The 23485-nt window shown below is 35.5% G+C and carries 18 protein-coding genes and 1 tRNA gene; 12 read left to right on the top strand and 7 right to left on the bottom strand.

Features of this window, described 5'->3' with window-relative positions; translation table 11 throughout:
- Positions 1-28: 28 nt before the first annotated feature.
- Complete coding sequence (gene gltX, locus GYX25_RS09465; RefSeq protein WP_091349348.1) at positions 29-1459, bottom strand: glutamate--tRNA ligase; 1431 nt, start codon at positions 1457-1459, stop codon at positions 29-31.
- Positions 1460-1676: 217 nt separating this feature from the next.
- A complete protein-coding gene (polA, locus tag GYX25_RS09460; RefSeq protein ID WP_174787253.1) occupies positions 1677-4442 on the bottom strand; it encodes a DNA polymerase I in 2766 nt (921 codons plus the stop codon).
- A gap of 206 nt (positions 4443-4648) precedes the next feature.
- On the opposite strand from polA, the gene folE reads away from it, so the two are divergent.
- The 5 genes from folE (at position 4649) to ispH (ending at position 10776) form a co-directional block, all read left to right on the top strand.
- Complete coding sequence (folE, locus tag GYX25_RS09455; RefSeq protein ID WP_091349344.1) at positions 4649-5308, top strand: GTP cyclohydrolase I FolE; 660 nt, start codon at positions 4649-4651, stop codon at positions 5306-5308.
- Positions 5309-5463: 155 nt separating this feature from the next.
- Positions 5464-6402 carry a bifunctional riboflavin kinase/FAD synthetase gene (gene ribF, locus GYX25_RS09450; RefSeq protein WP_174787252.1) on the top strand — a complete coding sequence of 313 codons (939 nt, stop codon included), beginning with the start codon at positions 5464-5466 and terminating at the stop codon, positions 6400-6402.
- Positions 6403-6438: 36 nt separating this feature from the next.
- A complete protein-coding gene (ileS, locus tag GYX25_RS09445; RefSeq protein WP_174787251.1) occupies positions 6439-9246 on the top strand; it encodes an isoleucine--tRNA ligase in 2808 nt (935 codons plus the stop codon).
- Positions 9247-9356: 110 nt separating this feature from the next.
- A complete protein-coding gene (gene lspA / locus GYX25_RS09440) occupies positions 9357-9827 on the top strand; it encodes a signal peptidase II (RefSeq protein WP_091349336.1) in 471 nt (156 codons plus the stop codon).
- A 1-nt stretch (position 9828) separates the two neighbouring features.
- Entirely contained in the window at positions 9829-10776 is a 948-nt protein-coding gene (gene ispH, locus GYX25_RS09435) for a 4-hydroxy-3-methylbut-2-enyl diphosphate reductase (protein ID WP_091349334.1), read from the top strand.
- A 1-nt stretch (position 10777) separates the two neighbouring features.
- Here ispH and GYX25_RS09430 read toward each other — a convergent pair whose 3' ends face one another.
- A complete protein-coding gene (locus GYX25_RS09430) occupies positions 10778-11029 on the bottom strand; it encodes a YfhL family 4Fe-4S dicluster ferredoxin (protein ID WP_091349331.1) in 252 nt (83 codons plus the stop codon).
- A gap of 269 nt (positions 11030-11298) precedes the next feature.
- Here GYX25_RS09430 and GYX25_RS09425 point away from each other — a divergent pair, with 269 nt between their 5' ends.
- Both GYX25_RS09425 and GYX25_RS09420 read left to right on the top strand, forming a co-directional pair.
- The gene (locus tag GYX25_RS09425; RefSeq protein ID WP_202983857.1) at positions 11299-12489 is read left to right on the top strand and encodes an efflux RND transporter periplasmic adaptor subunit; all 1191 of its coding nucleotides are present in this window, start codon (positions 11299-11301) and stop codon (positions 12487-12489) included.
- A gap of 1 nt (position 12490) precedes the next feature.
- Positions 12491-14458, top strand: a complete 1968-nt coding sequence (locus GYX25_RS09420; RefSeq protein ID WP_091349328.1) for a MacB family efflux pump subunit — start codon at positions 12491-12493, stop codon at positions 14456-14458.
- A gap of 98 nt (positions 14459-14556) precedes the next feature.
- Here the strand turns inward: GYX25_RS09420 and GYX25_RS09415 are convergent, their stop codons facing one another.
- Positions 14557-15282 (bottom strand): DsbA family protein, encoded by a 726-nt coding sequence (locus GYX25_RS09415; RefSeq protein WP_174787250.1) that lies wholly within the window; start codon positions 15280-15282, stop codon positions 14557-14559.
- A gap of 14 nt (positions 15283-15296) precedes the next feature.
- Entirely contained in the window at positions 15297-15566 is a 270-nt protein-coding gene (locus tag GYX25_RS09410) for a YihD family protein (RefSeq protein ID WP_091349323.1), read from the bottom strand.
- A gap of 145 nt (positions 15567-15711) precedes the next feature.
- On the opposite strand from GYX25_RS09410, the gene mobA reads away from it, so the two are divergent.
- From mobA to GYX25_RS09385, 5 genes are all read left to right on the top strand, one after another.
- A complete protein-coding gene (mobA, locus tag GYX25_RS09405) occupies positions 15712-16299 on the top strand; it encodes a molybdenum cofactor guanylyltransferase MobA (protein ID WP_174787249.1) in 588 nt (195 codons plus the stop codon).
- Positions 16300-17005: 706 nt separating this feature from the next.
- On the top strand, positions 17006-17200 hold the full coding sequence (locus GYX25_RS09400) for a helix-turn-helix domain-containing protein (RefSeq protein ID WP_174787248.1): 195 nt from the start codon (positions 17006-17008) through the stop codon (positions 17198-17200).
- 542 nt (positions 17201-17742) lie between these two features.
- Positions 17743-19005, top strand: a complete 1263-nt coding sequence (locus tag GYX25_RS09395; RefSeq protein WP_202983856.1) for a DUF262 domain-containing protein — start codon at positions 17743-17745, stop codon at positions 19003-19005.
- Entirely contained in the window at positions 18992-19642 is a 651-nt protein-coding gene (locus GYX25_RS09390; RefSeq protein WP_238786099.1) for a hypothetical protein, read from the top strand. Before GYX25_RS09395 ends, GYX25_RS09390 begins: the two co-directional genes overlap by 14 nt.
- A gap of 313 nt (positions 19643-19955) precedes the next feature.
- A tRNA-Met gene (locus tag GYX25_RS09385) sits at positions 19956-20032 on the top strand.
- A gap of 36 nt (positions 20033-20068) precedes the next feature.
- Here GYX25_RS09385 and metF read toward each other — a convergent pair.
- The gene (gene metF, locus GYX25_RS09380) at positions 20069-20947 is read right to left on the bottom strand and encodes a methylenetetrahydrofolate reductase [NAD(P)H] (RefSeq protein WP_174787246.1); all 879 of its coding nucleotides are present in this window, start codon (positions 20945-20947) and stop codon (positions 20069-20071) included.
- 131 nt (positions 20948-21078) lie between these two features.
- Complete coding sequence (gene metE / locus GYX25_RS09375; RefSeq protein WP_174787245.1) at positions 21079-23352, bottom strand: 5-methyltetrahydropteroyltriglutamate--homocysteine S-methyltransferase; 2274 nt, start codon at positions 23350-23352, stop codon at positions 21079-21081.
- Positions 23353-23485 lie beyond the last annotated feature (133 nt).

Here is a 23485-nt window from a genome sequence, read left to right as displayed (position 1 = left end):
TTGCAGGGATTACCCTGCAATAAATAGATTAATTTTGAGATTGCTCACGCTGAGTAATATATGCCAAAGCTTTATCGATTCTAGCAAGCGTGCGCTTTTTACCAACGGCAAAAACAGTAGCATCAACCGATGGGGATTGCCCGATACCGGTTACAGCAACGCGTAGTGGCATCCCAATTTTGCCCATACCGATATCAAGCTCAGTAGCCGTCGCTTCAATAGCATGGTGAATTTTATCAATTTGCCAGTCAAACTGAGCAATAGCTTCAATTTTAGCCTTAATAGTCTCTAATGGCTGTTTAGCCACTGGGCGAAGGTGTTTTTTAGCTGCATCTGCATCAAAATCAGCAAAGTCTTGATAACAATAAGAACAAGATTCAGCCATTTCTTTCAGTGTTTTACAACGTTCGCCAAATAGCTTAATAATTGTAATAAGATCGGGACCATTAGCTAAATCATAGCCTTGTTGGTTCATATGCCAAACTAAATGCTGAGCAACATAATCTGCATCTAAATGATTAATATAGTGGTGATTTAACCAAAGTAGTTTTTCGGTATTAAAAGCACTAGCTGATTTGCTCACTGCATCTAATGAAAAGTAGCTAATCATTTCTGGCACTGAGAAAATTTCTTGATCGCCATGCGACCAACCCAAACGAACTAAATAGTTAAGTAATGCTTCAGGTAAATAACCGTCATCACGATACTGCATTACACTTACCGCGCCATGACGTTTAGACAATTTTTGTCCATCATCTCCTAAAATCATCGATACGTGCCCATACTCAGGCAATGGTGCACCTAACGCTTTGAGAATGTTGATCTGACGAGGCGTATTGTTGATGTGATCTTCACCACGAATAACATGGGTAATTTCCATATCCCAATCATCAACAACCACACAGAAATTATAAGTTGGTGAACCATCTGTGCGACGAATAATAAGATCATCAAGCTCTTTATTGGCAATCTCAATCGGTCCACGGATTAAATCATTAAAGATAACAGTACCATCAATAGGATTAGCAAAACGAACAACATGAGGCTCATCATGAGAATGTTCTTTTTGTACCGAATCACAACGGCAATGACCATCGTAACGCGCTTTTTCACCTTTCGCCATCTGTTCTTCACGCAATTTTTCAAGACGTTCTTTAGAACAGTAACAACGATAAGCGGTACCTTTAGCTAACATTTCGTCAATAACGAGATTATAACGATCAAAACGTTTAGTTTGATAATAAGGACCTTCATCCCATGATAATTTTAACCAATTCATACCCTCCATTATTGCTTCAATCGCTTCTGGTGTTGAACGCTCAAGATCAGTATCTTCAATACGTAACACGAACGAACCTTTTGCATGACGAGTATAAAGCCAAGAATAAAGCGCTGTACGTGCACCACCTACATGTAAATAGCCTGTTGGACTAGGTGCAAAACGGGTTTTGATTTTCATGAAATAATCCTAATAATAACAGTAAAACGAGCTTAAACAACAAAAAGACTGCTAGCGCCCTTTTCCTTAATTCTGCCAGAATCAACAAGCAAAATAACATGTTGATATCAATTCAATTTAGTTGCTTATTCTAACATGCCGAAAGGTTTCGGCAATAGTTCCATTAATGTTAGGCAGTTAGTATTTTATCCTTTTGTTTCACACTGATTTAGAATGATTAATGCGCTTCATCCCAGTTTTCACCCACACCGATATCCACTTTTAGTGGCACGGATAATTGATAGCAATTTTCCATAATTTTTTTAATTTCAGCACAATACTGCTCGATTAGTTCCTCTTTAGCTTCAAATACTAATTCATCGTGAACTTGCATTAACATTCTAATATTGCCGACAGGCTGACTTTTAATCCACTCATTCATTTTAATCATTGCGGTTTTAATAATGTCTGCCGCTGTACCTTGCATTGGTGCGTTAATTGCCGCCCGCTCCGCGCCTCGACGCTCAACACCATTGGTTGAAGTAATTTTTGATAAATATAAACGTCGACCCGATAAGGTTTCAACATAACCACTCTCAGCAGCCTGCTGGCGAGTCTGCTCCATATAGGTTTGTACACTAGGATAACGTTCAAAATAACGATCAATATAAAATTTGGCTTCTTTACGGCTAATATTAATTTGTTTAGATAAACCAAAAGAACTCATACCATAGATTAAACCAAAATTAACCGCTTTAGCGCACCTTCGTTCTTCAGACGTTACTTGAGATTCGGGTTTTTCTAAAATTTCGCCTGCTGTTACACGGTGAATATCTTTGTCGTTGGCAAAAGCGTTAAGTAAACTTTTATCTTGTGATAAATGCGCCATAATACGTAATTCAATTTGAGAATAATCGGCAGCAATAATCTTATAACCTTTTGGTGCAATAAATGCTTGTCTAATTCGTCGCCCTTCTTCGGTACGCACTGGAATATGTTGTAAATTTGGTTCGTTTGACGATAATCGCCCTGTTACCGTACCGATTTGATTATAATTAGTGTGGATCCGATGATCGATAGGGCTCACCATCAATGGTAATTTATCTGTATATGTGTTTTTTAACTTAGCTAAACTACGATACATTAAAATCATGCGCGGTAATTCGTATTGATTAGCCAGTTCACTCAACACATCTTCACTGGTTGCTGGATCGCCTTTTGGTGTCTTTTTTAAAACCGGTAGTTGGTGTTTATCAAATAAAATAGCTCGAATCTGTTTAGGCGAACTAGGATTGAATTTTTCGCCAGCTAGAAATTGTAACTTTTCTTTCAGTTCTTTTAATTTTTTGTTCAACTCAGCGGAGTATTTATTCAATAAATTAGTATCAACCAAAACCCCCGTTCTTTCCATTTCGGCAATCACAATAACTAATGGCATTTCAATATCAGTAAATAGATTTTTTAATTTTTGGTCTTTTTCAAGATCTATCCATAACTTATTGTGCAATTGTAAAGTAATATCTACATCTTCGGCGGCATATAGTGTGGCTTTTTCTACTTCTATGGCATCAATATTGAGTTGTATTTTCTCAGCTGGAGTTAGCTCTTCGTAAGTAATAGTTTTGTGGTTTAAATAGCGGTTTGCCAAACTATCCATATCATAACGTTCAGTGCTATTTAATACATAAGATTCAATCATTGTATCAAACGCAATGCCTTGCACGGTTATACCATAATTTGCCAGAACGCTATAATTAAACTTCGCATTTTGGGAGGCTTTTTTGATTTCTGGATTTTCAAATATTGGTTTTAATTTATCCAACACCTCATTTATTGGCAACTGGTTTGGAGCACCTAAATATTGATGAGAAATAGGAATATAAGCCGCTTGATTAGGTTCAACACTCAATGAAATTCCTACTAATTGAGCATGTACATGATCAATACCATCACTTTCAATGTTAAAAGCAAATTGCTTGCAATTTGTTAATGTTGCAATCCATTCATCTAGTTGTTTATTGGTTAATATGCACTGATAATCGTTTGTTTGTAAATCAGGTGTAGATTGTTGCATAAATGAAAGCAAACTATCATCAATAGGGGTATTGTTTTGCTGTTTCAAAAAAGTGCCTGAAATTAGCTCTTTTTGCCAACGATGAAAGCCATGATAATTAAACAGCTCAATGAGTGCTTTAACATCAATATCTCCCAATAATAGTTGTTCACTAGTAAAATCTAATTCAACATCGGTTTTTATCGTCGCAAGTAAATAAGAAAGCTCGGCTTCTTTTTGATTGTCTAACAGTTTTTGTTTTAAGGATTTAGCGCCTCTGATTGTCAATTTTTCAATATCGTCTAACCGATTATAAATATCTTTTAAACCATCAAACTCGGCTAACAAACTTTGTGCGGTCTTTTCACCCACACCAGCAATACCGGGAATATTATCTGACGCATCCCCCCTTAACGCTAAATAATCAATAATCTTGCCAGGCGGCACACCAAATTTATCTATTACGCCTTGCGGATCTAAGACGGTATCATTCATGGTGTTAATCAATGTAATTTTGTCACTCACTAACTGAGCCATATCTTTATCACCAGTGCTAATCAATACGTCAAGATTTTCCTTTTCTGCTTGTCTAGCTAGTGTACCAATAACGTCATCGGCTTCCACTCCATCAATACAAAGCAGTGGTAAACCCATTGCTTTTAAAATAGCGTGAATTGGTTCAATTTGTGGTCGAAGATTCTCAGGCATCGCTTCACGTGTTGCTTTATAGTCAGAATAAATTTCGTTACGGAAAGAGCCACCTTTAGCATCAAATACCACAGCAACATGAGAGGAATTATATTGATTAATCAAACTGCGAATCATATTAATCACACCAACAATAGCCCCTGTTGGTTCACCTCTAGCATTGGTTAACGGAGGGCATGCAAAAAAAGCACGATAAAGATAAGAAGAGCCATCAATTAAGATAATCGGTGTGTTATTTAGCATTACAGTCACCTAAACGTTATTCAATACAATTGTTTAAGTAGTATAACCTAATTAACAATAATATTCTTACGAAGAACCATTATATAATGTAAAGAATTTTCAAAAAAGTATAAATGTTTCACATATAAAACCATATGTAAACGACTATATATTGTATAAGGAGTATTATATAATATTGTATCTATTTTCGCCTGAGTATGTAATAAATGACAGAATTAAGTCTTGCTGCGCAAAAAGTAAAAGCGGCGCTTGCGGCTAAAAACCTTGAAACACCATCATGCCGATTGGCAATGGATAATGGTGAGCGCAAAGAAAAAATCGAAGCTCATTTTCGTGAAATAATGAAACTTATGGAGCTCGATTTGACAGATGATAGCCTTGCAGAAACACCTCATCGAGTATCAAAGATGTATGTTGATGAAATTTTTTCGGGTCTTTATTATGAAAATTTCCCGAAAATCACGTTAATCGAAAACAAAATGCAAGTTGACGAGATGATAACCGTCCGCGACATCACTTTAACCAGTGTTTGTGAACATCATTTTGTAACAATAGACGGCAAAGCGACGGTTTCTTATATCCCCAAAGATAAAGTGATTGGACTGTCAAAAATCAATCGCATTGTTGAGTTTTTCTCACAGCGTCCTCAAGTACAAGAACGACTAACCCAACAAATTTTAGTTGCGCTACAAACATTACTTGGCACAGTCAATGTTGCTGTTTCAATTGATGCCACCCACTATTGCGTAAAAGCAAGAGGCATTAAAGACTCAAGCAGTATGACAACAACAACAGCGCTTGGTGGTGGATTTAAGACTAATCCAAGCACAAGACAAGAGTTTTTACGCACGTTAAATCACTATTAATCATTTGATGCTATTTGGTACTGTCAATACAGTACCTCTTCCTTAAGCTATCACAAAAACCAAACATCTAGCGCAAAAAGCCACTTTATATTGCGTGCATCTTAAAGAAAGATTGGTATAATTCTGGGCTACTCAATATAAATAACATTGTTTTCATGAAGATTATCCGTGGTATAACTAATTTAAAAAATCAATTCTCTCAATGTGTTTTAACCTTGGGAAATTTTGATGGGGTTCATTTAGGGCACCAGCAATTAATTAACCATATTATTAAACAAGGAAAAAAGAGAAACTTGCCTACGGTTGTGATGTTATTTGAGCCTCAACCACTAGAGTTTTTTACACAAGATAGGGCACCGTCACGGTTAACTTCATTTCAAGAAAAAGTCATTCTGATTGAAAAGTTAGGTATTGACTATATTCTTGTTATTCCATTTACAAAAAAATTTGCCCACATGTCAGCAAATCATTTCATCCAAGATTGGTTAATTAATAAGCTACAAGCTAAATATATTACTATTGGTGATGATTTTCAATTTGGGTTTGAACGTAAAGGGAATATCAATCTTCTACAACAATATGCGCACAACAACAACTTTATAGTAGAAAGCATGCCAACATTTGTTTGGAATAATTTCCGCATAAGTAGTACCGCCGTTCGCCAAGCACTTTTAAATAGTGATTTTGAATTGGCTCATTGTCTGTTAGGGCGTGATTATACAATACAAGGTCGCGTAGTCCATGGTAATGCTTTAGCTAGACAATTAGGATTCCCAACAGCCAACATTCACCTACACCGAAAAAAGCCTGCGCTACAAGGTGTCTATTTTGTTAAAGTAAAAAATATCTGTAACAACCAACATTATCATGGTATCGCCAATATTGGTTTAAGACCAACCATTAATGGGAAAAAGGCTATTTTAGAAGTGAATATATTTGACTTTTCAGAGGATATTTATGGACAATATTTAGACATAACATTCGTCCAAAAATTACGTAATGAGAAAAAATTTGATTCATTAACAGATTTAAAACAACAAATTACACAAGATATTTGCACTGCGAAAAAGATCAGTGCACAATTAACCAATTAAAAGTAGTATCAACAAATTTAACTGGAATAAATCAGCATGACAGACTATAAAAACACATTGAATTTACCTGAAACAGGATTTCCAATGCGAGGCGATCTCGCTAAACGCGAACCTGCAATGTTACAAAATTGGTACGATAAAGAACTTTATCGCAAAATCCGCCAAGTGAAAAAAGGCAAAAAAGCCTTTATTTTGCATGATGGTCCTCCTTATGCAAACGGTAAACTTCATATTGGTCATGCTGTTAATAAAATTATCAAAGATATCATTATCAAATCAAAAGGCTTAAGCGGTTATGATTCCCCGTATATTCCAGGATGGGATTGTCATGGCTTACCAATTGAACAAAAGGTCGAAGAGCAAGTTGGTAAGCCTGGGGTTAAAGTATCTCCGGCTGAATTTCGCCAAATTTGCCGTGATTATGCGGCCTCACAAGTTGAACTACAAAAAGCCGATTTTATTCGTATGGGCGTACTTGGTGATTGGCAAAACCCTTATCGCACCATGAATTATGATACTGAAGCCAACATTATTCGTGCTTTAGGTAAAGTGATTGAAAATGGTCATTTAGTTAAAGGTGCAAAACCGGTTTATTGGTGTACTGATTGTATGTCTTCTTTAGCGGAAGCCGAGGTCGAATATTATGATAAATCATCACCAGCAATCGATGTAAAATTTAAAGCGGTTGATAATCAAGCTGTTGCAAATAAATTTGGTATCAATACCGATTTAACCATTTATGCAGTTATCTGGACAACCACGCCTTGGACTCTACCTGCTAGCCGAGGGATTGCTTTAAATGCAGATTTTGAATACCAACTCGTTCAAATCAATGATAAAGAGTGCTTAATCTTAGCCACTGATTTAGTTGAAACAGTGATGAAGCGAGCTAATATCAGCGAATGGAAAGTGTTAGGTAGCTGTCAAGGCAATGCACTTGAGTTATTACGCTTTAAGCACCCATTCCTTGATTTTGACGAGCCGGTTGTGCTTGGCGATCATGTAACTATTGATGCCGGTACGGGTGCTGTGCACACTGCACCAGGTCACGGTACAGAAGACTTTATAGTAGGACAAAAATATGGGCTAGAAGTAGCTAACCCTGTTGGAGGAAATGGCTGTTACTTACCGGGAACAGGCGCAGGGCTAGATGGTCTATTTGTGTTCAAAGCAAACAAAGTAGTCGTTGAAATATTAAAAGAACACAACGCATTATTACACTTTGAAAATATTGAACATAGTTATCCATGCTGTTGGCGTCATAAAACCCCTGTTATTTACCGAGCAACACCGCAATGGTTTATCAGCATGGAAAAACAAGGTTTACGGGCACAATCATTAAAAGAGATCAAACAAGTTCGTTGGATCCCTGATTGGGGACAAGCTCGCATTGAAACCATGGTAGCTAATCGTCCAGACTGGTGTATTTCGCGTCAACGAACATGGGGCGTGCCTATGACGTTGTTTGTTCATAAAGAAACAGAAGAACTTCATCCAGATACGTTAGCATTAGTTGAAAAAGTCGCTAAATTAGTTGAAAAAGATGGTATTCAAGCTTGGTGGGATGCTGATATTAAAGATCTCTTAGGCCCTGATGCTGATGATTATCGCAAAGTACCTGATACATTAGATGTTTGGTTTGATTCAGGATCTACTTTTTCGTCAGTGGTTCGCGTTCGCCCAGAATTTGAAGGACATGAAGCCGACATGTATTTAGAAGGCTCAGATCAACACCGTGGTTGGTTTATGTCTTCATTAATGTTATCAACGGCAATTGATAACAAAGCACCTTACAAACAAGTATTGACTCATGGTTTTGTGGTTGATGGGCAAGGACGCAAAATGTCTAAATCGCTTGGTAACATTGTAACTCCACAAGATGTAATGAATAAACTTGGTGCCGACATCTTACGTTTATGGATTGCCTCAACAGATTATTCTGGCGAAATGAACTATTCAGATGAAATCATCAAACGTTCCGCTGATAGTTACCGCCGCATTCGTAATACCGCACGTTTCTTACTGGCGAATTTAAATGGTTTCGATCCAGAGAAAGATATGGTCAAACCAGAAGATATGGTTGTCCTTGATCGCTGGGCGGTTAGTATGGCAAAAGAAGCTCAAGAACAAATTATTCAAGCTTATGAAAATTATGATTTCCATAAAGTGGTACAACGAATTATGCAATTTTGTTCAATTGAGATGGGATCATTCTATTTAGATATCATCAAAGATCGTCAGTACACAGCGAAAAGCGACAGCATCGCTCGCCACAGTTGTCAAACTGCGTTATATCATATTGCACAAGCATTAGTTCGCTGGATCGCGCCGATTTTATCATTTACTGCCGATGAAATTTGGCAATATCTACCTAGTTCAGAAAAATCAGAATTTGTATTTGAAGATGAATGGTATTGCTCACTGTTTACGTTATCAGATAACGAAGCGTTAAATAGCGAATATTGGGCAAAAATTTTAACTATTCGTAGTGAAGTAAATAAAGTACTTGAGCAAGGTCGTAATGACAAAGTGATCGGTGGTGCACTTGAAGCTGCCGTTACACTTTATGCTAATGAAGATATTGCTACGGCATTAGCTAAGTTAGAAAACGAATTACGCTTTGTTTTACTCACATCACAAGCAAGTGTAAAACCATTACAAGCAGCGCCGGCTAATGCTGTGCAAAGCGATATTCAAGGACTGAAAATTGAACTTGCTAAGGCGCAAGGTGATAAATGCCCTCGTTGTTGGCACTATACCGTCGATAATGAGCCAACCACACACTTATGCAAACGTTGTGCAGAAAATATTCACGGCCAAGGCGAAGTGCGGCATTTTGCATAATGCTAAGCTATTTAGCACATTAAAATAAGCTATAGCGACGCCTTATAGCTATCTAGTACCCTTTCCGCCGACAATTGTCGGCGGAAATATAATAATGAGCACAGACTTATATGAAAAAAGATAACGGACTTTACTGGTTATTATTTGCAATCCTTGTTTTTATCATTGATATCGCAAGTAAATTTTGGATTTTAAATAACTTCTCACTATTTGAATCAGTGAACCTCTTACCCTTCTTCTCAATTACTTATGTACGTAATATTGGTGCTGCCTTTAGCATTTTTGAGGGCCAACGTATGATGCTTGCTGCTATCGCCTTAATTATCAGTGCTGTAATTTTGCATATGTTATACCGCAATACTCGCCAGCAAAAATTAGAAAACTTTTCATTATCGCTGATTTTAGGTGGTGCATTAGGTAATTTATTTGATCGCCTTTATCATGGTTTTGTCGTCGACTTTCTTGATGTCAATTTTGGTGATTGGCACTATCCAACCTTTAATATCGCAGACTGTGCCATTTGCGTAGGTATTGGATTATTTATTTTCTATAGTTATAAAAAACCGAAGAAGACCGTATAATATGCAAATTATTTTAGCCAATCCTCGTGGTTTTTGTGCTGGTGTTGATCGAGCTATCACCATCGTTGAACGTGCACTAGAACTCTTTGGAGCACCGGTCTATGTACGCCACGAAGTTGTACATAATCGCTATGTTGTTAATCGTCTAAAAGAGTTAGGGGCGATTTTTATTGAAGATATTAGCGAAGTACCTGATAACACCATTCTTATATTTTCAGCACATGGCGTGTCTAAAGCGATCCGAGAGGAGGCAAAACAACGTAAACTGCGCATTTTTGATGCAACTTGTCCACTCGTAACCAAAGTACATATGGAAGTTGCTCGATCAAGCTATCGTGGCGAAGAGGTGATTTTAATCGGTCATGCTGGTCACATCGAAGTAGATGGTACAATGGGGCAATATAGCAATCCCGAAGGTGGCATCTATTTAATCGAATCAATTGATGATGTAAAAACACTGCAAGTAAAAAACGAAAATCATCTTTGCTTTACCACACAAACAACGTTATCGGTTGATGATACAGCCGAAATCATTACTGCTTTAAAAAAACGTTTTCCTAATATTCGCAGTCCTCGCAAAAATGATATCTGCTATGCTACAACCAATCGCCAGCAAGCAGTGAAACAACTATCATCACACGCAGACATTGTTTTAGTCGTAGGATCTAAAAATTCATCTAATTCAAATCGCCTAGCCGAGCTAGCAAGGCGAAACAGCAAGCAAGCTTATTTAATTGATTTTGCATCTGACATCAAAAAAGAGTGGCTAGTAAATACACATACGATAGGTGTAACAGCAGGCGCTTCTGCACCTGAGATTTTAGTGCAACAGGTGATTGATCATTTAAAAAGCTTAGGTTGCACATCTCTTATTGAAACAGATGGCATTTTAGAAAATATCACTTTTGAAATTCCAAAAGAACTTCGAATTGACATTAAATCAACTTGAATTAAGAAGACTTCAGTCCCTCAAATTTTACTAATAATTCTTCTTTTGTTTCAATATGTTCAGGATCAGCAATAATCGCATTTTGAATAGGGCAAACTCGCTGACAAGTCGAATGATCATAATATCCCACACACTCAGTACATTTATTGGGATCGATTTCGTACGTGTCAAATCCCATTGAAATAGCCTCGTTTGGGCACTCGGGTTCACACATATCACAATTAATACATTTGCTAGTTATTTTTAATGCCATTACAGTTTATCTTTACCGACTATAAAAAATTTGCGACATTATAGCGCAATCGCTAATAAATCCGAATAAGGATCCTATTATTGCTTATTGAACAACATACATACTAGTTAAAATGCCGATTAAACATATATTTTATGTATCAAAGCAATAACTTATATCGGGTATATTTTCATAATTATTACAATTTATTAAGAATGGTTATCAATAGCATTTAGTTTATTGCGATAGAATGTTAAAATCATAATAAGAACATTAAAGGATAAAAAAGATTGTTAAAATTGATAAAAATTAAATATATATTTATGGCTATTGCCACTTTTGTAATTATTTGTATTGCATATTTCATCACATCACGTTCAGAACCGACAGTCAATTACATTACATCGCCTGTAACAAAAAATAATATTGAAAAAACAGTACTGGCCGATGGCACAATTAGTGCCTTTAAACAAGTTAGTGTGGGTGCTCAGGTTTCTGGTCAAATAAAAAAACTCTATGTTGAGTTGGGTGATGAAATTAAACAAGGCGATATGATTGCCGAAATCGACGATCTAAAACAAAGCAACGATTTAAAACAATCAGAAGCCTCACTTAATAGTTTAGAAGCACAACGTGAAGCCAAAAAGGCAAGACTAATCAACTATCAGTTAACCTATGATCGTCAGCACAAACTGGTCAGTAAGGGTGTGGGTATTCAATCGGATTTGGATACAGCAAAAGCCGAACTTGATGCAATCAAAGCCGATATTGCTGCGCTTAATGCCGACATAGTTAAGGCGCAAGTTGCGGTTGATACAGCGAAAGTTAACTTAGGATATACTAAAATCCGCTCGCCCATTGATGGTGTAATTGTCGCAATTCCAGTCGATGAAGGACAAACAGTAAACTCCGTCCAAAGTGCACCAACCATTGTTAAAGTAGCTCAGCTTGATAAAATGACGATTGAAGCGCAAATTTCTGAAGCCGATGTGGTCAATGTCAAAAAAGGCATGCCTGTTTATTTTACCATTTTAGGACAGCCTAATAGACGTTTTGATGGCTTAACACTACGTGCGATAGAGCCCGCACCAGATTCAATTAATACCGAAACAACCTTATCAAGTTCATCATCAACCACAAAAAGCGCGATTTATTATAATGGATTATTTGATGTGGATAATCCTGATCATATTTTAAGAATTTCAATGACAGCACAAGTCTATATTGTCCTATCTGAAGCAAAAGATGTATTAACCATTCCTTCTCAAGCAGTCCAAAAAAAATTAAGCAATAATAAAGCCATTGTTTATCTATTAAATAAAAATAAAGAAATTGAAGAACACGAAGTTATTTTAGGTATCGATAATAATATCAATGTTGAAATAAAATCGGGTATAAAAGAAGGTGATATTGTTGTAGTAAGTAGTACTAATGGAGCATCAATAGGTAATAATGCAAGATCCCCAAGGATTCGATTCTAATATGGCAAATAATACACCTCTTATCAAACTTGAAAATATTGTTCGTGAATTTCCAGCAGGCGATTCAACCATACAAGTTCTTAAAGGCATAAATCTGACAATTAATGCTGGTGAAATGGTGGCGATTATTGGGGCATCAGGATCTGGTAAATCCACTTTAATGAATATATTAGGCTGCCTAGATAAACCAACCACTGGCACCTACTCCATTGGCGGACGAACAACTAGTAAATTGTCACTTGATGAGCTCGCCGAATTACGTCGCGAACATTTTGGTTTTATCTTTCAACGTTATCACTTGTTAAATGCACTAACTGCACAAGGCAATGTAGAAATCCCAGCCATTTATGCTGGTGTAACCAGTGAACAGCGACAAAAAAGAGCGAACGAAATTTTAACACGTTTAGGACTTGCCGATAAAATACATAATAAACCTAGTCAATTATCAGGAGGACAACAACAACGTGTCAGTATTGGCCGAGCTTTAATTAATGGTGGACAAATCATTTTAGCAGATGAACCAACCGGAGCCCTCGACCGCAAAAGTGGCTTAGAAGTGATGGCCATATTACAAGAGTTACACCAACAAGGCCACACAGTTATTATTGTCACACACGATGCAAATATTGCCCAAAATGCCCAGCGAATTATTGAAATTAGTGACGGTAATATTATTTCTGATTCTATTAACCCCAAATACCAATCTGAACAAAGTGATAATCGTCAAATTAAACAAATCGAAGCGACTAAAACCCAAGATAACTTCTTGGCAAAATATTATCGTTTTCGTGATGCGTTTAAGATGGCTATATTATCAATGCTTTCACAGAGATTACGTACTGTATTAACGATGTTAGGTATCATTATTGGTATTGCTTCTGTGGTATCAGTCGTTGCATTAGGACAAGGCACAAAGCAGAAAATTTTATCTAACATTAATTCGTTAGGAACAAGCACACTTGAAATCTATGCAGGCTCAGGCTTTGGCGATCGCAATGCAGATAAAATCACGACACTACGCTCATCTGATGCCGATTTTTTAGCGCAACAAAGTTTTGTTCACAGCACCACACCAAATCTTGCAACCAGTGTTTATTTTCGAATTAACAACTTAGCGGTAACAGGAACAGTAAACGGTGTTGGAGAGCAATTCTTTGCTGTTCGTGGTTATACTATTTCTCAAGGAAAATCGTTTGATGAAACCAGCATTATTACTTCAGCACAAGATGCGGTAATTGATGAAAACACCGTTAAACGACTATTTGCAGATCAAAACCCTATCGGAAAAATTTTAATGGCCGGCCAGCTACCTGTAAGAATCATTGGCGTTGCGACTAAACAACAACAAGGGTTTGGTAGTAATGAAAGCTTGAATATTTGGTTACCTTATACCACCGTTATTAATCGAATGGTGGGTCAAACTTCGTTAAAAAGCATCACAGTACGCGTTAAAGATCATGTTGATTTATCAATTGCAGAACAAGCCATTAATCAAATCATGTTAAAACGACATGGCACAAAAGATTTTTTCATCTTCAACTCAGACAATATACGAGAAACCATTAACTCATCAGCTTGGGTAATGACACTCTTGGTTTCGGCTATAGCACTCATTTCACTTATTGTGGGAGGCATTGGCGTAATGAATATTATGCTAGTATCGGTCACAGAAAGAACGCGAGAAATTGGCGTACGTATGGCCGTTGGTGCGCGTTCAAGCGACATATTACAACAATTTTTAATTGAAGCCGTATTAGTTTGTTTAACCGGTGGCACAATAGGTATTTTACTTTCGTTTGCTATTGGATTTATTTTTAACGCTTTTGTTACATCATTTGCCATGAGTTTTTCCGTACTTGCCATTGTTGCGGCATTTAGCTGCTCAAGCATAATTGGCATTATCTTTGGTTACTTTCCAGCAAAACGTGCCGCAAAACTCGATCCTATTTATGCATTAGAGCGAGAATAGTCATCCTAATATAATAAAAAATCCCTTTGCACCAAATAATGATGCAAAGGGATTTAAAAATTAATTGATACAGGTTTTTCTTTAACCCTGATAATCATTTATTTTTTATTAGAATCCGTTTTTTCTTCTATTTTTGCATTAGGATCTAATCCAGCAACAAATGAAGTCACTCTTGCATAATCCTGAATAAAGGCTGTATCACTAGTTAGATTAAGTTGATTTGCTATGATAAAAAACTTACGATTAACAATAACAGTAGGAATGGACTCTGGTTTCATCTCTCTAATCGCATCACTTTGTTGTGCCATAAACGCTTTAACTAAAAAGCTATCTTTCGTTTTATCATACACTTCAGCACTGATACCTAATTTTTCAAAAACCGCTTTAATATCATCAGCTGTTTTTATTGTTTTATCTTTTTGAACTGCATTATAAAGTGCATCTGAAGCTTTATCTTGAATACCAAGTACATTAGCCACCGCCCATGCTTGTGAAAGCTCTTTAGCTAATAACCCAAAGTTCTCTAAATGATAACGTTTAAATTTAAAGCCTTCTGGTAAAGCCTTACTGATAGTTTGTGAGCCATTATTTTGAATTTCAAATCTAAAACAGCTTGGGCAATTAAACGAAAAGAACTCAATAACTTCTTTATCGGGTGATGGATTAGTTGGCAGTGCAGCATATTGTTTGCCTAATTCGATCGGCGCTGGTGCATTGGTAGAGACAGTTTGTGATTCATCAGTTTTAGTTGTTGTTTTTCCTTCATCGGCAAAACAACTTACAGAAGAAAGCAAAATACTAATTGCAATAAGTGTTTTTTTCATTTTAATAATTCTCCTTATTCTTTTATAATTCCACGAGCTTTTAACAATGCGGATTTAAAATCTTCTTCATAATCTTTTTTTAGACCAGGAATAGCCTCATTCTTATCCGAACCCCGCATTTTTAAATGATAAATTAAAACTTCATCGCTCAAATCTTTTAATTCACCTTCAAAACCAGCCTCTTGACCTAATTTAGCTAAAAATTGTAATAAGTTAAGATCAGAATCGCTTTCCCATGCGGGTTGCAATAATTCCACTACTTCATCAATACGATGACATTTCATAATTGTTACCTTTAGTAGATCTTCAAACCTTTCGAAGATAATGATAAATAAGCAATCATCAAAAAATGATACGCTACGACTTGCAATAACTTTGCTATATAGTAATGTTATTTTGTTTTTTCGCAACGTAAAAGAGAAATAATTTATGGAAAAACCCTCTATTACTGCAATCATTCTAGCCGGCGGTAAAAGTACCCGTATGAATGGCAACGACAAAGGACTGTTATTATTACAACAAAAACCACTTTATCAACATGTTATTGATCGCATCCAACCTCACGTTGACGCACTCATGATTAATTGTAATCGCCATATCCAACAATACCAAAAAGCAGGTTATCCTGTATTTAGTGACGATCTGGCAGGATTTTGTGGGCCATTATCGGGGATTTATAGTGGCTTACTACGCAGCAAAACCGATTGGAACTTATTTATCAGTTGTGACACGCCTTTTTTGCCAGATGACTTAATTGACCGCTTAGCTGTTTATACGGCAAATAACAGTGCTATTTATCCATATGATGGACAACATCACCATCCAACCATCTTGCTTATTCATAAAACAACTATTCCACAGCTACAAGCTTATTTAGAACAAGGTGAACGTAAACTGATGCTATTTTTAGAACAAATCAGTGCTAAATCTGTTGATTTTAGTGATAAAGCAGCTTGTTTTATCAATATCAATACGGTAGAGGAGCTTAATACATTTAATCAGAAAGTAAATAAATAATATTTTTCGATTTTTGACGAAAAATCAGGTCTTTTTTGTTTTGATGAATAGAATAAATTGAGTGCGGTGGTTTCGGACGTTTTGACCTATAATAAACAAAATAGCCACAGTGACCACGTCCGATTTAGGGAATTTTTTGCGAAATCCCCTAAAAACCCCGCGCAAGGCTGCAGAATGTGGCCTGTGGCACTACTCGTATCATCCTGATACTCGCCTCTTCGAGGCCATCTTCGCTTTGCTCAGATGTTCAAATTTGTTCCAGACAAATTTGTCCGACGCCGTCGCTCGGTCTTAACGCACCGTTTGTGGGATTACTCGTATCATCCTGATACTCGCCTCTACGAGGCCACCTTCGCTATGCTCAGGTGTTCAAATTTGTTCCAGACAAATTTGTCAGACGCACCACAAACTCGCCAAACATCCTTGTTTGGCGTGCTAACCTCACTCTGTTGTCGGCACATTCTGACGCCGGAATAAGACAAATAACATAACCATCGTTTTGGGAAGGATTGTTGTGTTTTTGTAAGGCAGTTTTTGTTAAAAAAACAACCAAAAAACCTCAATAAAATCAATACCTTTTCTGACCGATTTTTGGACGGGAAATCAGGCCTTTTTGGGGTTGGTGAATAGAATAAATTGGGTGCGCAGGTTTCTGAACTGCCCCCCAAAAGTTGGATTGTTTAAATCTACTTTTGGGAACAAAATTATGGCAAAAAAATATACATTCGATTTTAAAAAACAAGTTATTGAACATTATTTTAAGAGTCATGATGGTTATGGTTTAACCGCTTGGCACTTTCAAGTGCCTGTCGGTACAGTGGAGTCGTGGGTAAAGTTATATAAAAGAAAAGGCATTGAAGAACTAAAACCCGTCACAAAACCAAGCTGCTTTGGCGTTTGATATACACTTTCGATATGTAGGCCACTGGTTTAAAATATACCAAAAATAGGGCAAAGCAGGTTTTTCAATGACACCGAATCCACCACAGGGAAAAGCAGATAAAAAAATGGCTCATTTAGTTGATCGCTCTAAAATAAAACTAAGCAATTAAAAAATTATGTTAATTACAATTGGATGATTATTTATGGCTTACTACACCAACATCTTTTCACCAGAACAGTATTAAGCTAAATAGATTAGCTATAATAACCTTACTCTTTTGTAAAAAATTAACGTGTTTACTATAAAAATAGTTCAGGTAGAATTTTGATTTTATTGAATTTTTATTTTTTGACTTTTTAACTTTTTAAATTAAAATCATATGGTTATAAAGTGATGTACATTGGGATTTAGGAATTTTGGTAACATTCTAAACCTCATTATGATACAGGATATTGGAAAAATTATCCGTTATACGTATATAATAAATTCGTTCAAAATATAGCAGATTTGTTAATTAAAACCGCGATAGTTGTTTTCGTATTGTTAATCATGAAAAATTTATGGCAGGTAATTTTATGGAAAATAGGGTTTATTATGGAGAGTATACTTTAAAACATTGGATTGAATTAATCTTGAATAAAAATATTGTGTTACCTGATTATCAACGACATTTTGTTTGGAGTGATGAAAAAGTAAAAACATTAATACAAACTTTTTCAGATAAACAATTTATACCTCCTGTAACAATCGGCGCTTTTAAAATCGATGGTAAAAATGATAATTTAATTCTTGATGGACAACAACGCTTAACAAGTATTTTATTAGCTTATTTAGGTCTATATCCAAATAAAGACAAATATTCTAAGCCGTTAGAATCATATGTTAGTGAAAATGATGATGAAGATGATGATGATGAAGATCCATGTATATGTGAATGGACTTTTAGAGAGCTTACAAAAAAAGGCAGCAATAGAGATGATTTAATTAAGAAGATAAATATAAATAATGCAGAAAATGCAGAATATAAATCGCTAGATTTCAATCTGGACGATGAATTTTTTGAAAAAAATTTTTTGGGTTTTTCTTATTTAGTTCCTGATATATCGGATGACGCTAAAATCCAACAAAAATACTATTCTTCCGTTTTTAGAAATATCAATATTCAAGGTCAAACACTGTTACCCCAAGAAAGTCGAGCCTCATTATATTTTTTGGATAAAGAATTAACAAATTTTTTTACACCAGATTTTTGTCAAAAAATAACGGTAAAAAACTTTGGTAATAAGGCTAAATTCGATTTTGTTAGATATTTATCTCTTCTTTCGCATTATTTTAAAAGTCAAAATAAAAATATAGTTGCACGTAGCTATAAATCTAAAATGGAACAATATTATGAACAATATATCTATTGTGTAGTTAATGATGAAGAATCAAAATTATTCGGCAAATTTTCAGAAATTTTTCCTAATAAAGAATATAGTTCACGTTTTGAACTATTAAAACAAACAATAAACAATCTCAAAATCCCTAATGAATATAGTTCAATTATTGATCTAGATGTATATTTTTTTGGTCTAATATATCAAATTATCTTTAATAAAAATGAAATACCTATCATAGATAATACTAAAATAAAATTTAAAGATGGCGATTCAATAAAGTATATTGAAATTGATGAATTTAAAACAAAACTAGATGAGAAGATTAATATTTTTAAAAAAGGTGCTCATAAAAAATCACCTAGCAACTTACAACATTTAAGAAAACGTATGGAACAATCAATAAAATTATATGAAAAAATTATAGATAATGAAAATGCATAAAAATTTTATTTTAACTCCTATTACAAGCAATTTAGAAATTGCAGTGACTTCCTGCTCAGGTATCGGTAATGGTATTGAAACTTTTCCCCTATGTGACTACATAATGCAATCAATTTTTCTCAAAATGACTGGATTTCAAGAACAAAAAATGAAGTGTATTTGTTGGGATTTAGCAACAGACGATTACGATTATCGATATCAGAAATTTAGAAATGGTTTAGGAGAATGTTCTCAATATAAAGACAAAAATAATATATATACAGAACTTGTTGAACAAATTAAAAAACATGATCCAAGCTTTGAACATTTTTCTGACGAGGAAAGAGAAAAAATATTAAAAGATACAACACTCGAAATACATAATATTTTCAAAAATACTAATTTGTTTTACTGGAGCACAAAAAAATATTATGAATTTGAAGATTTTTGGAAGACTATTACAATAGATCATTTTGCTAAAGGTACTTTATTTTTAGCTGAAAATAAAAATAACTTTTTAAAAGAAAAAATATATGAAAAACATCTATATCGTCATAGAAATAGATGTGCTCATAATATATTGTGTGTTCAACAACACTTGCCATCATTAAAAACACTTGTTGATAATGATTATAAATATGAAAATTATTTTATATAGTTTGCCACACTATCTCTTATAGATAATATTTTTATTAATTTGTACAAGAAATATTTAGATTTATATAATAAAAATTAATGTTTTTATGTAAGATCATAATAGCTATTGGAAAGTTTCTATTTTTAAACCGCTAGGTTTTATATACCTTTTAGCTTTAATGAAAGACTAAAGTTATTGTTAAAAATTTTTATGTCACTTTGTGTTTATGTAAAAAAATAGTACATATTTACTCAATAGTGTTTAAAAATGGCGCGATTGCGTTAAATAAGTATTGCTTTATTATTTAATTACTATAATATGGTCACCTCTTTGACGCGGGGTGGAGCAGCTTGGTAGCTCGTCGGGCTCATAACCCGAAGGTCGTTGGTTCAAATCCAGCCCCCGCAACCAATTCCTATCAATCCTTGATATATCCTTTTTTCTAAATCACTGTTTTGTTTTTGGCACAGCTAATAATGTTGCAACAGCTTCGCTAATGCGTCTGGCTATGTAGCTATTGTTCATGGTGTACAAATGAATGCCGTCCACATTTTGTGAAACTAAATCAACAATCTGATCGATGGCATAAGCAATACCCGCATCACGAAATGCATCGGGATGATGTTCATATTTTTCCATCATTTGTTTGAATTTTTTAGGTAAATTCACCCCACACATCGATACCATGCGCTCAATTTGGTTTTTATTGGTCACTGGCATAATGCCGGCTTCGATTGGCACATTAATGCCCATATCGTGTGCTTTATCTAAAAATGCATAAAAATAGTCATTATCAAAAAATAGCTGTGAAATAAGTTGATCAGTACCCGCATTGACCTTTTCTTTTAGGTGGATCAGATCTTGTTTTAGGGTTGATGCTTCAAGATGTCCTTCTGGATAACATGCACCAATCACGTTAAAATCACCGTTTTCTTTAATAAATGTCACCAGTTCGCTGGCGTATCGAAAATCATCTTTAGGCGGTACATTCGGGCTGATGTCACCACGCAAAGCAAGCACATTATCAATCCCTGCACATTTAAGATCGTGTAGGATTTTTTGCATCTCGGCTTTATCAAAATTAATGCCCGGTAAGTGAGCAACACTTTCGATACCATAAGTGTGTTTTACCGAGTGGGCAATATCAATGGTGGTTTGTCCATTTAAGCTACCACCCGCACCATAAGTGACACTGATAAAATCGGGTTTAAAATAACCAAGCTCTCGCAGAGTGCTGTAAATGGTTTCTAAAGGTGATGTTTTTTTAGGTGGAAAAACTTCAAAAGAGAACACCGTTTTTTTATTAAATAATAGATTTGTTTTCATTTTTATCATCCATTCGTTATATCGCTTATTTTCCTTATTGACATTTCCGCCGCCCAAATAGGCGGCGGAATTGTCAGCATCGTAAAATACGATGTCTTAATAAATAAGCTCAGTTCTTTATAAAACAGTGCTTAATTGAGTGTTTTCCTTACTGCTAATGTAGCTTCAACAAGATGCTGTAAGCTTTCAACCACTTCTTTTTCACCACGTGTTTTTAAACCACAGTCTGGGTTAATCCATAATTTTTGTTTATCGATCTTCGCCAGTAACTTTTCGATCGTCGCTTTAATTTCAGCAACAGGTGGAACGCGTGGCGAATGGATATCGTAAACACCTGGTCCAACTTCGGTTTTAAAATTATTGGCATTGAGCACATCAATTAATTGCAGATTAGAGCGAGAAGCTTCGAACGAAATTACATCAGCATCCATGGCATCAATATCTTTAATGATGTCAGCAAATTCGCTATAACACATATGTGTATGAATTTGAGTATCAGCTTGGACTTTGCTGTGTACTAATCTAAATGCCGGAATCGCCCAATCAAGATATTCGCTGTTCCAATCCGCTTTACGCAGTGGTAATTTTTCTTTTAACGCGGCTTCGTCAATTTGAATAATCTTAATGCCTGCAGCTTCAAGATCTAACACTTCATCACCAATGGCCAATCCAATTTGGAATACCGATTCTTTTTGCGAAATATCCTCACGTGGGAATGACCAGTTAAGAATCGTTACCGGTCCAGTTAACATCCCTTTAACTGGTTTATCAGTCAGGCTTTGCGCATATTTTGAATATTCAACCGTAATCGGTTTAGATCGTGAAATATCACCCCACACAATCGGTGGCTTAACGCAACGTGTACCGTAAGATTGTACCCAAGCTTTTTCGGTAAACACAAAGCCATTTAAGCTTTCGCCAAAATATTCGACCATGTCATTACGTTCAAATTCACCATGCACTAACACATCAATGCCGATCTCTTCTTGCAATTTGATACACTCAGCTATTTTTTGTTGATTAAATTCAGTATATTGATTCAAGCAAATTTCGCCTTTTTTGAATTTAGCACGATTTAAACGCACATCAGGTGTTTGCGGGAATGATCCAATGGTTGTAGTTGGTAATAGTGGTAAATTAAAGGCTTTCTTCTGCGCCGCTTCACGCACTGAAAACTCAGGTAAACGGGTAAAATCAGACGCATTTAATGCCGCCACTTTTTGGCGAACCGCGTGGTTTGCACCTTCACGTTCACGGGTAAATAGTGTTTGATTAGCTTTATAAGTCGCATTATTTTCAGGATTTGCTTCTTTAAATAACTGACCTAGTTCAGCAAGCTCTTGCAGCTTTTCTTGGGCAAAAGCAAAATAAGCACGTTGTTGAATGGTTAATTTGGTTTCATTTTGCAATGTATAAGGAACATGCAGTAATGAACAAGATGTATTAATGACAATATTTGTGGCTTTTTGTTTGATTTTACCAAGTAAAGCTAAAGTTTTTTGGTAATTGTTTTTCCAGATATTTTTGCCATTAACAACACCGGCAAATAATATTTTATCAGCAGGGAAGCCATTATTTTCAAGTAAAGCTAATGATTGCTTACCTTCGACAAAATCAAGCCCAATACCATCAAAAGGCAGTGCCACTAATTCTTTATAACAATCACGCACATCACCAAAATAGGTTTGCAGAACAATTTTGGTGTTACCTTTAACCGATAAAATCGCTTGATAAAGTTCGGTAAATAAAGCGATATCGTCTTTATTTAGATCGGTCACTAAAATTGGCTCATCAATTTGGATCCACTCAGCACCAAGCGTTGTAAATTTTTGGATGATTTCTTGATAAGCTTTAATAATATCGGCTTTAAAATCACCAAACTGTTTTTTACCTAAATACTGCGCTAATTTAAAAAAGGTTAACGGCCCAACCACAACCGGTTTGGTTTGCACACCTAGCGCTTTAGCTTCTTGATATTCGTCAAAAGGTTTAGTACCTGTTAACTTAATTTGTACTGAATCTTCTATTTCAGGTACTAAATAGTGGTAATTAGTATTGAACCATTTTTTCATAGCCAGCGCGCGCACATCACCTTTTTCGCCCTGATAACCACGTGCCATGGCAAAATAACGGTCAAGCTCAGGTAAACCTAAATCTTGGTAACGTTTTGGAATAACATTAAGTAAACACGCTGTATCTAACACCGCATCATAGAATGAAAAATCATTAGATGAGATAAAAGCAATTTTTTGAGCAGCTTGTTGTTTTAAATGCTCAGCTCGTAACGCTTTGGCTTCGTTTAATAATTCGGCTTGAGTTTTATTACCTTTAAAATAGGCTTCTGTTGCAAATTTAAGTTCACGAAGCTTACCAACACGAGGATATCCAATAACAGCAGTATTCATTTTTATTTCCTTTTATCCATTTTCTTATAGTGATAAAAAGATAACAAAAAAAATAGGTATTGAATAATTCTAGTTTTTTATTGATTGTTATAGTTTTTAACTATATCAATTCAAATAAAAAATCCCACTATGG

Origin of the sequence: Gilliamella sp. ESL0254, from assembly GCF_013344985.1 — a bacterium.
Classification (GTDB): Bacteria; Pseudomonadota; Gammaproteobacteria; order Enterobacterales; family Orbaceae; genus Gilliamella; species Gilliamella bombicola.
Note: the sequence above shows the minus strand (reverse complement) of the source record. Positions and strands in the feature narration are given on the sequence as shown.

Bases quoted from the DNA above. Each gene is read 5' to 3' on its own strand.
- gltX (WP_091349348.1), bottom strand. From the start codon at position 1,459: ATGAAAATCAAAACCCGTTTTGCACCTAGTCCAACAGGCTATTTACAT.
- GYX25_RS09400 (WP_174787248.1), top strand. From the start codon at position 17,006: ATGGCAAAAAAATATACATTCGATTTTAAAAAACAAGTTATTGAACAT.
- ribF (WP_174787252.1), top strand. From the start codon at position 5,464: ATGAAGATTATCCGTGGTATAACTAATTTAAAAAATCAATTCTCTCAA.
- folE (WP_091349344.1), top strand. From the start codon at position 4,649: ATGACAGAATTAAGTCTTGCTGCGCAAAAAGTAAAAGCGGCGCTTGCG.
- metF (WP_174787246.1), bottom strand. From the start codon at position 20,947: ATGAAAACAAATCTATTATTTAATAAAAAAACGGTGTTCTCTTTTGAA.
- metE (WP_174787245.1), bottom strand. From the start codon at position 23,352: ATGAATACTGCTGTTATTGGATATCCTCGTGTTGGTAAGCTTCGTGAA.
- GYX25_RS09420 (WP_091349328.1), top strand. From the start codon at position 12,491: ATGGCAAATAATACACCTCTTATCAAACTTGAAAATATTGTTCGTGAA.
- GYX25_RS09390 (WP_238786099.1), top strand. From the start codon at position 18,992: ATGAAAATGCATAAAAATTTTATTTTAACTCCTATTACAAGCAATTTA.
- mobA (WP_174787249.1), top strand. From the start codon at position 15,712: ATGGAAAAACCCTCTATTACTGCAATCATTCTAGCCGGCGGTAAAAGT.
- GYX25_RS09395 (WP_202983856.1), top strand. From the start codon at position 17,743: ATGGCAGGTAATTTTATGGAAAATAGGGTTTATTATGGAGAGTATACT.
- GYX25_RS09410 (WP_091349323.1), bottom strand. From the start codon at position 15,566: ATGAAATGTCATCGTATTGATGAAGTAGTGGAATTATTGCAACCCGCA.
- GYX25_RS09430 (WP_091349331.1), bottom strand. From the start codon at position 11,029: ATGGCATTAAAAATAACTAGCAAATGTATTAATTGTGATATGTGTGAA.
- polA (WP_174787253.1), bottom strand. From the start codon at position 4,442: ATGCTAAATAACACACCGATTATCTTAATTGATGGCTCTTCTTATCTT.
- lspA (WP_091349336.1), top strand. From the start codon at position 9,357: ATGAAAAAAGATAACGGACTTTACTGGTTATTATTTGCAATCCTTGTT.
- ispH (WP_091349334.1), top strand. From the start codon at position 9,829: ATGCAAATTATTTTAGCCAATCCTCGTGGTTTTTGTGCTGGTGTTGAT.
- GYX25_RS09415 (WP_174787250.1), bottom strand. From the start codon at position 15,282: ATGAAAAAAACACTTATTGCAATTAGTATTTTGCTTTCTTCTGTAAGT.
- ileS (WP_174787251.1), top strand. From the start codon at position 6,439: ATGACAGACTATAAAAACACATTGAATTTACCTGAAACAGGATTTCCA.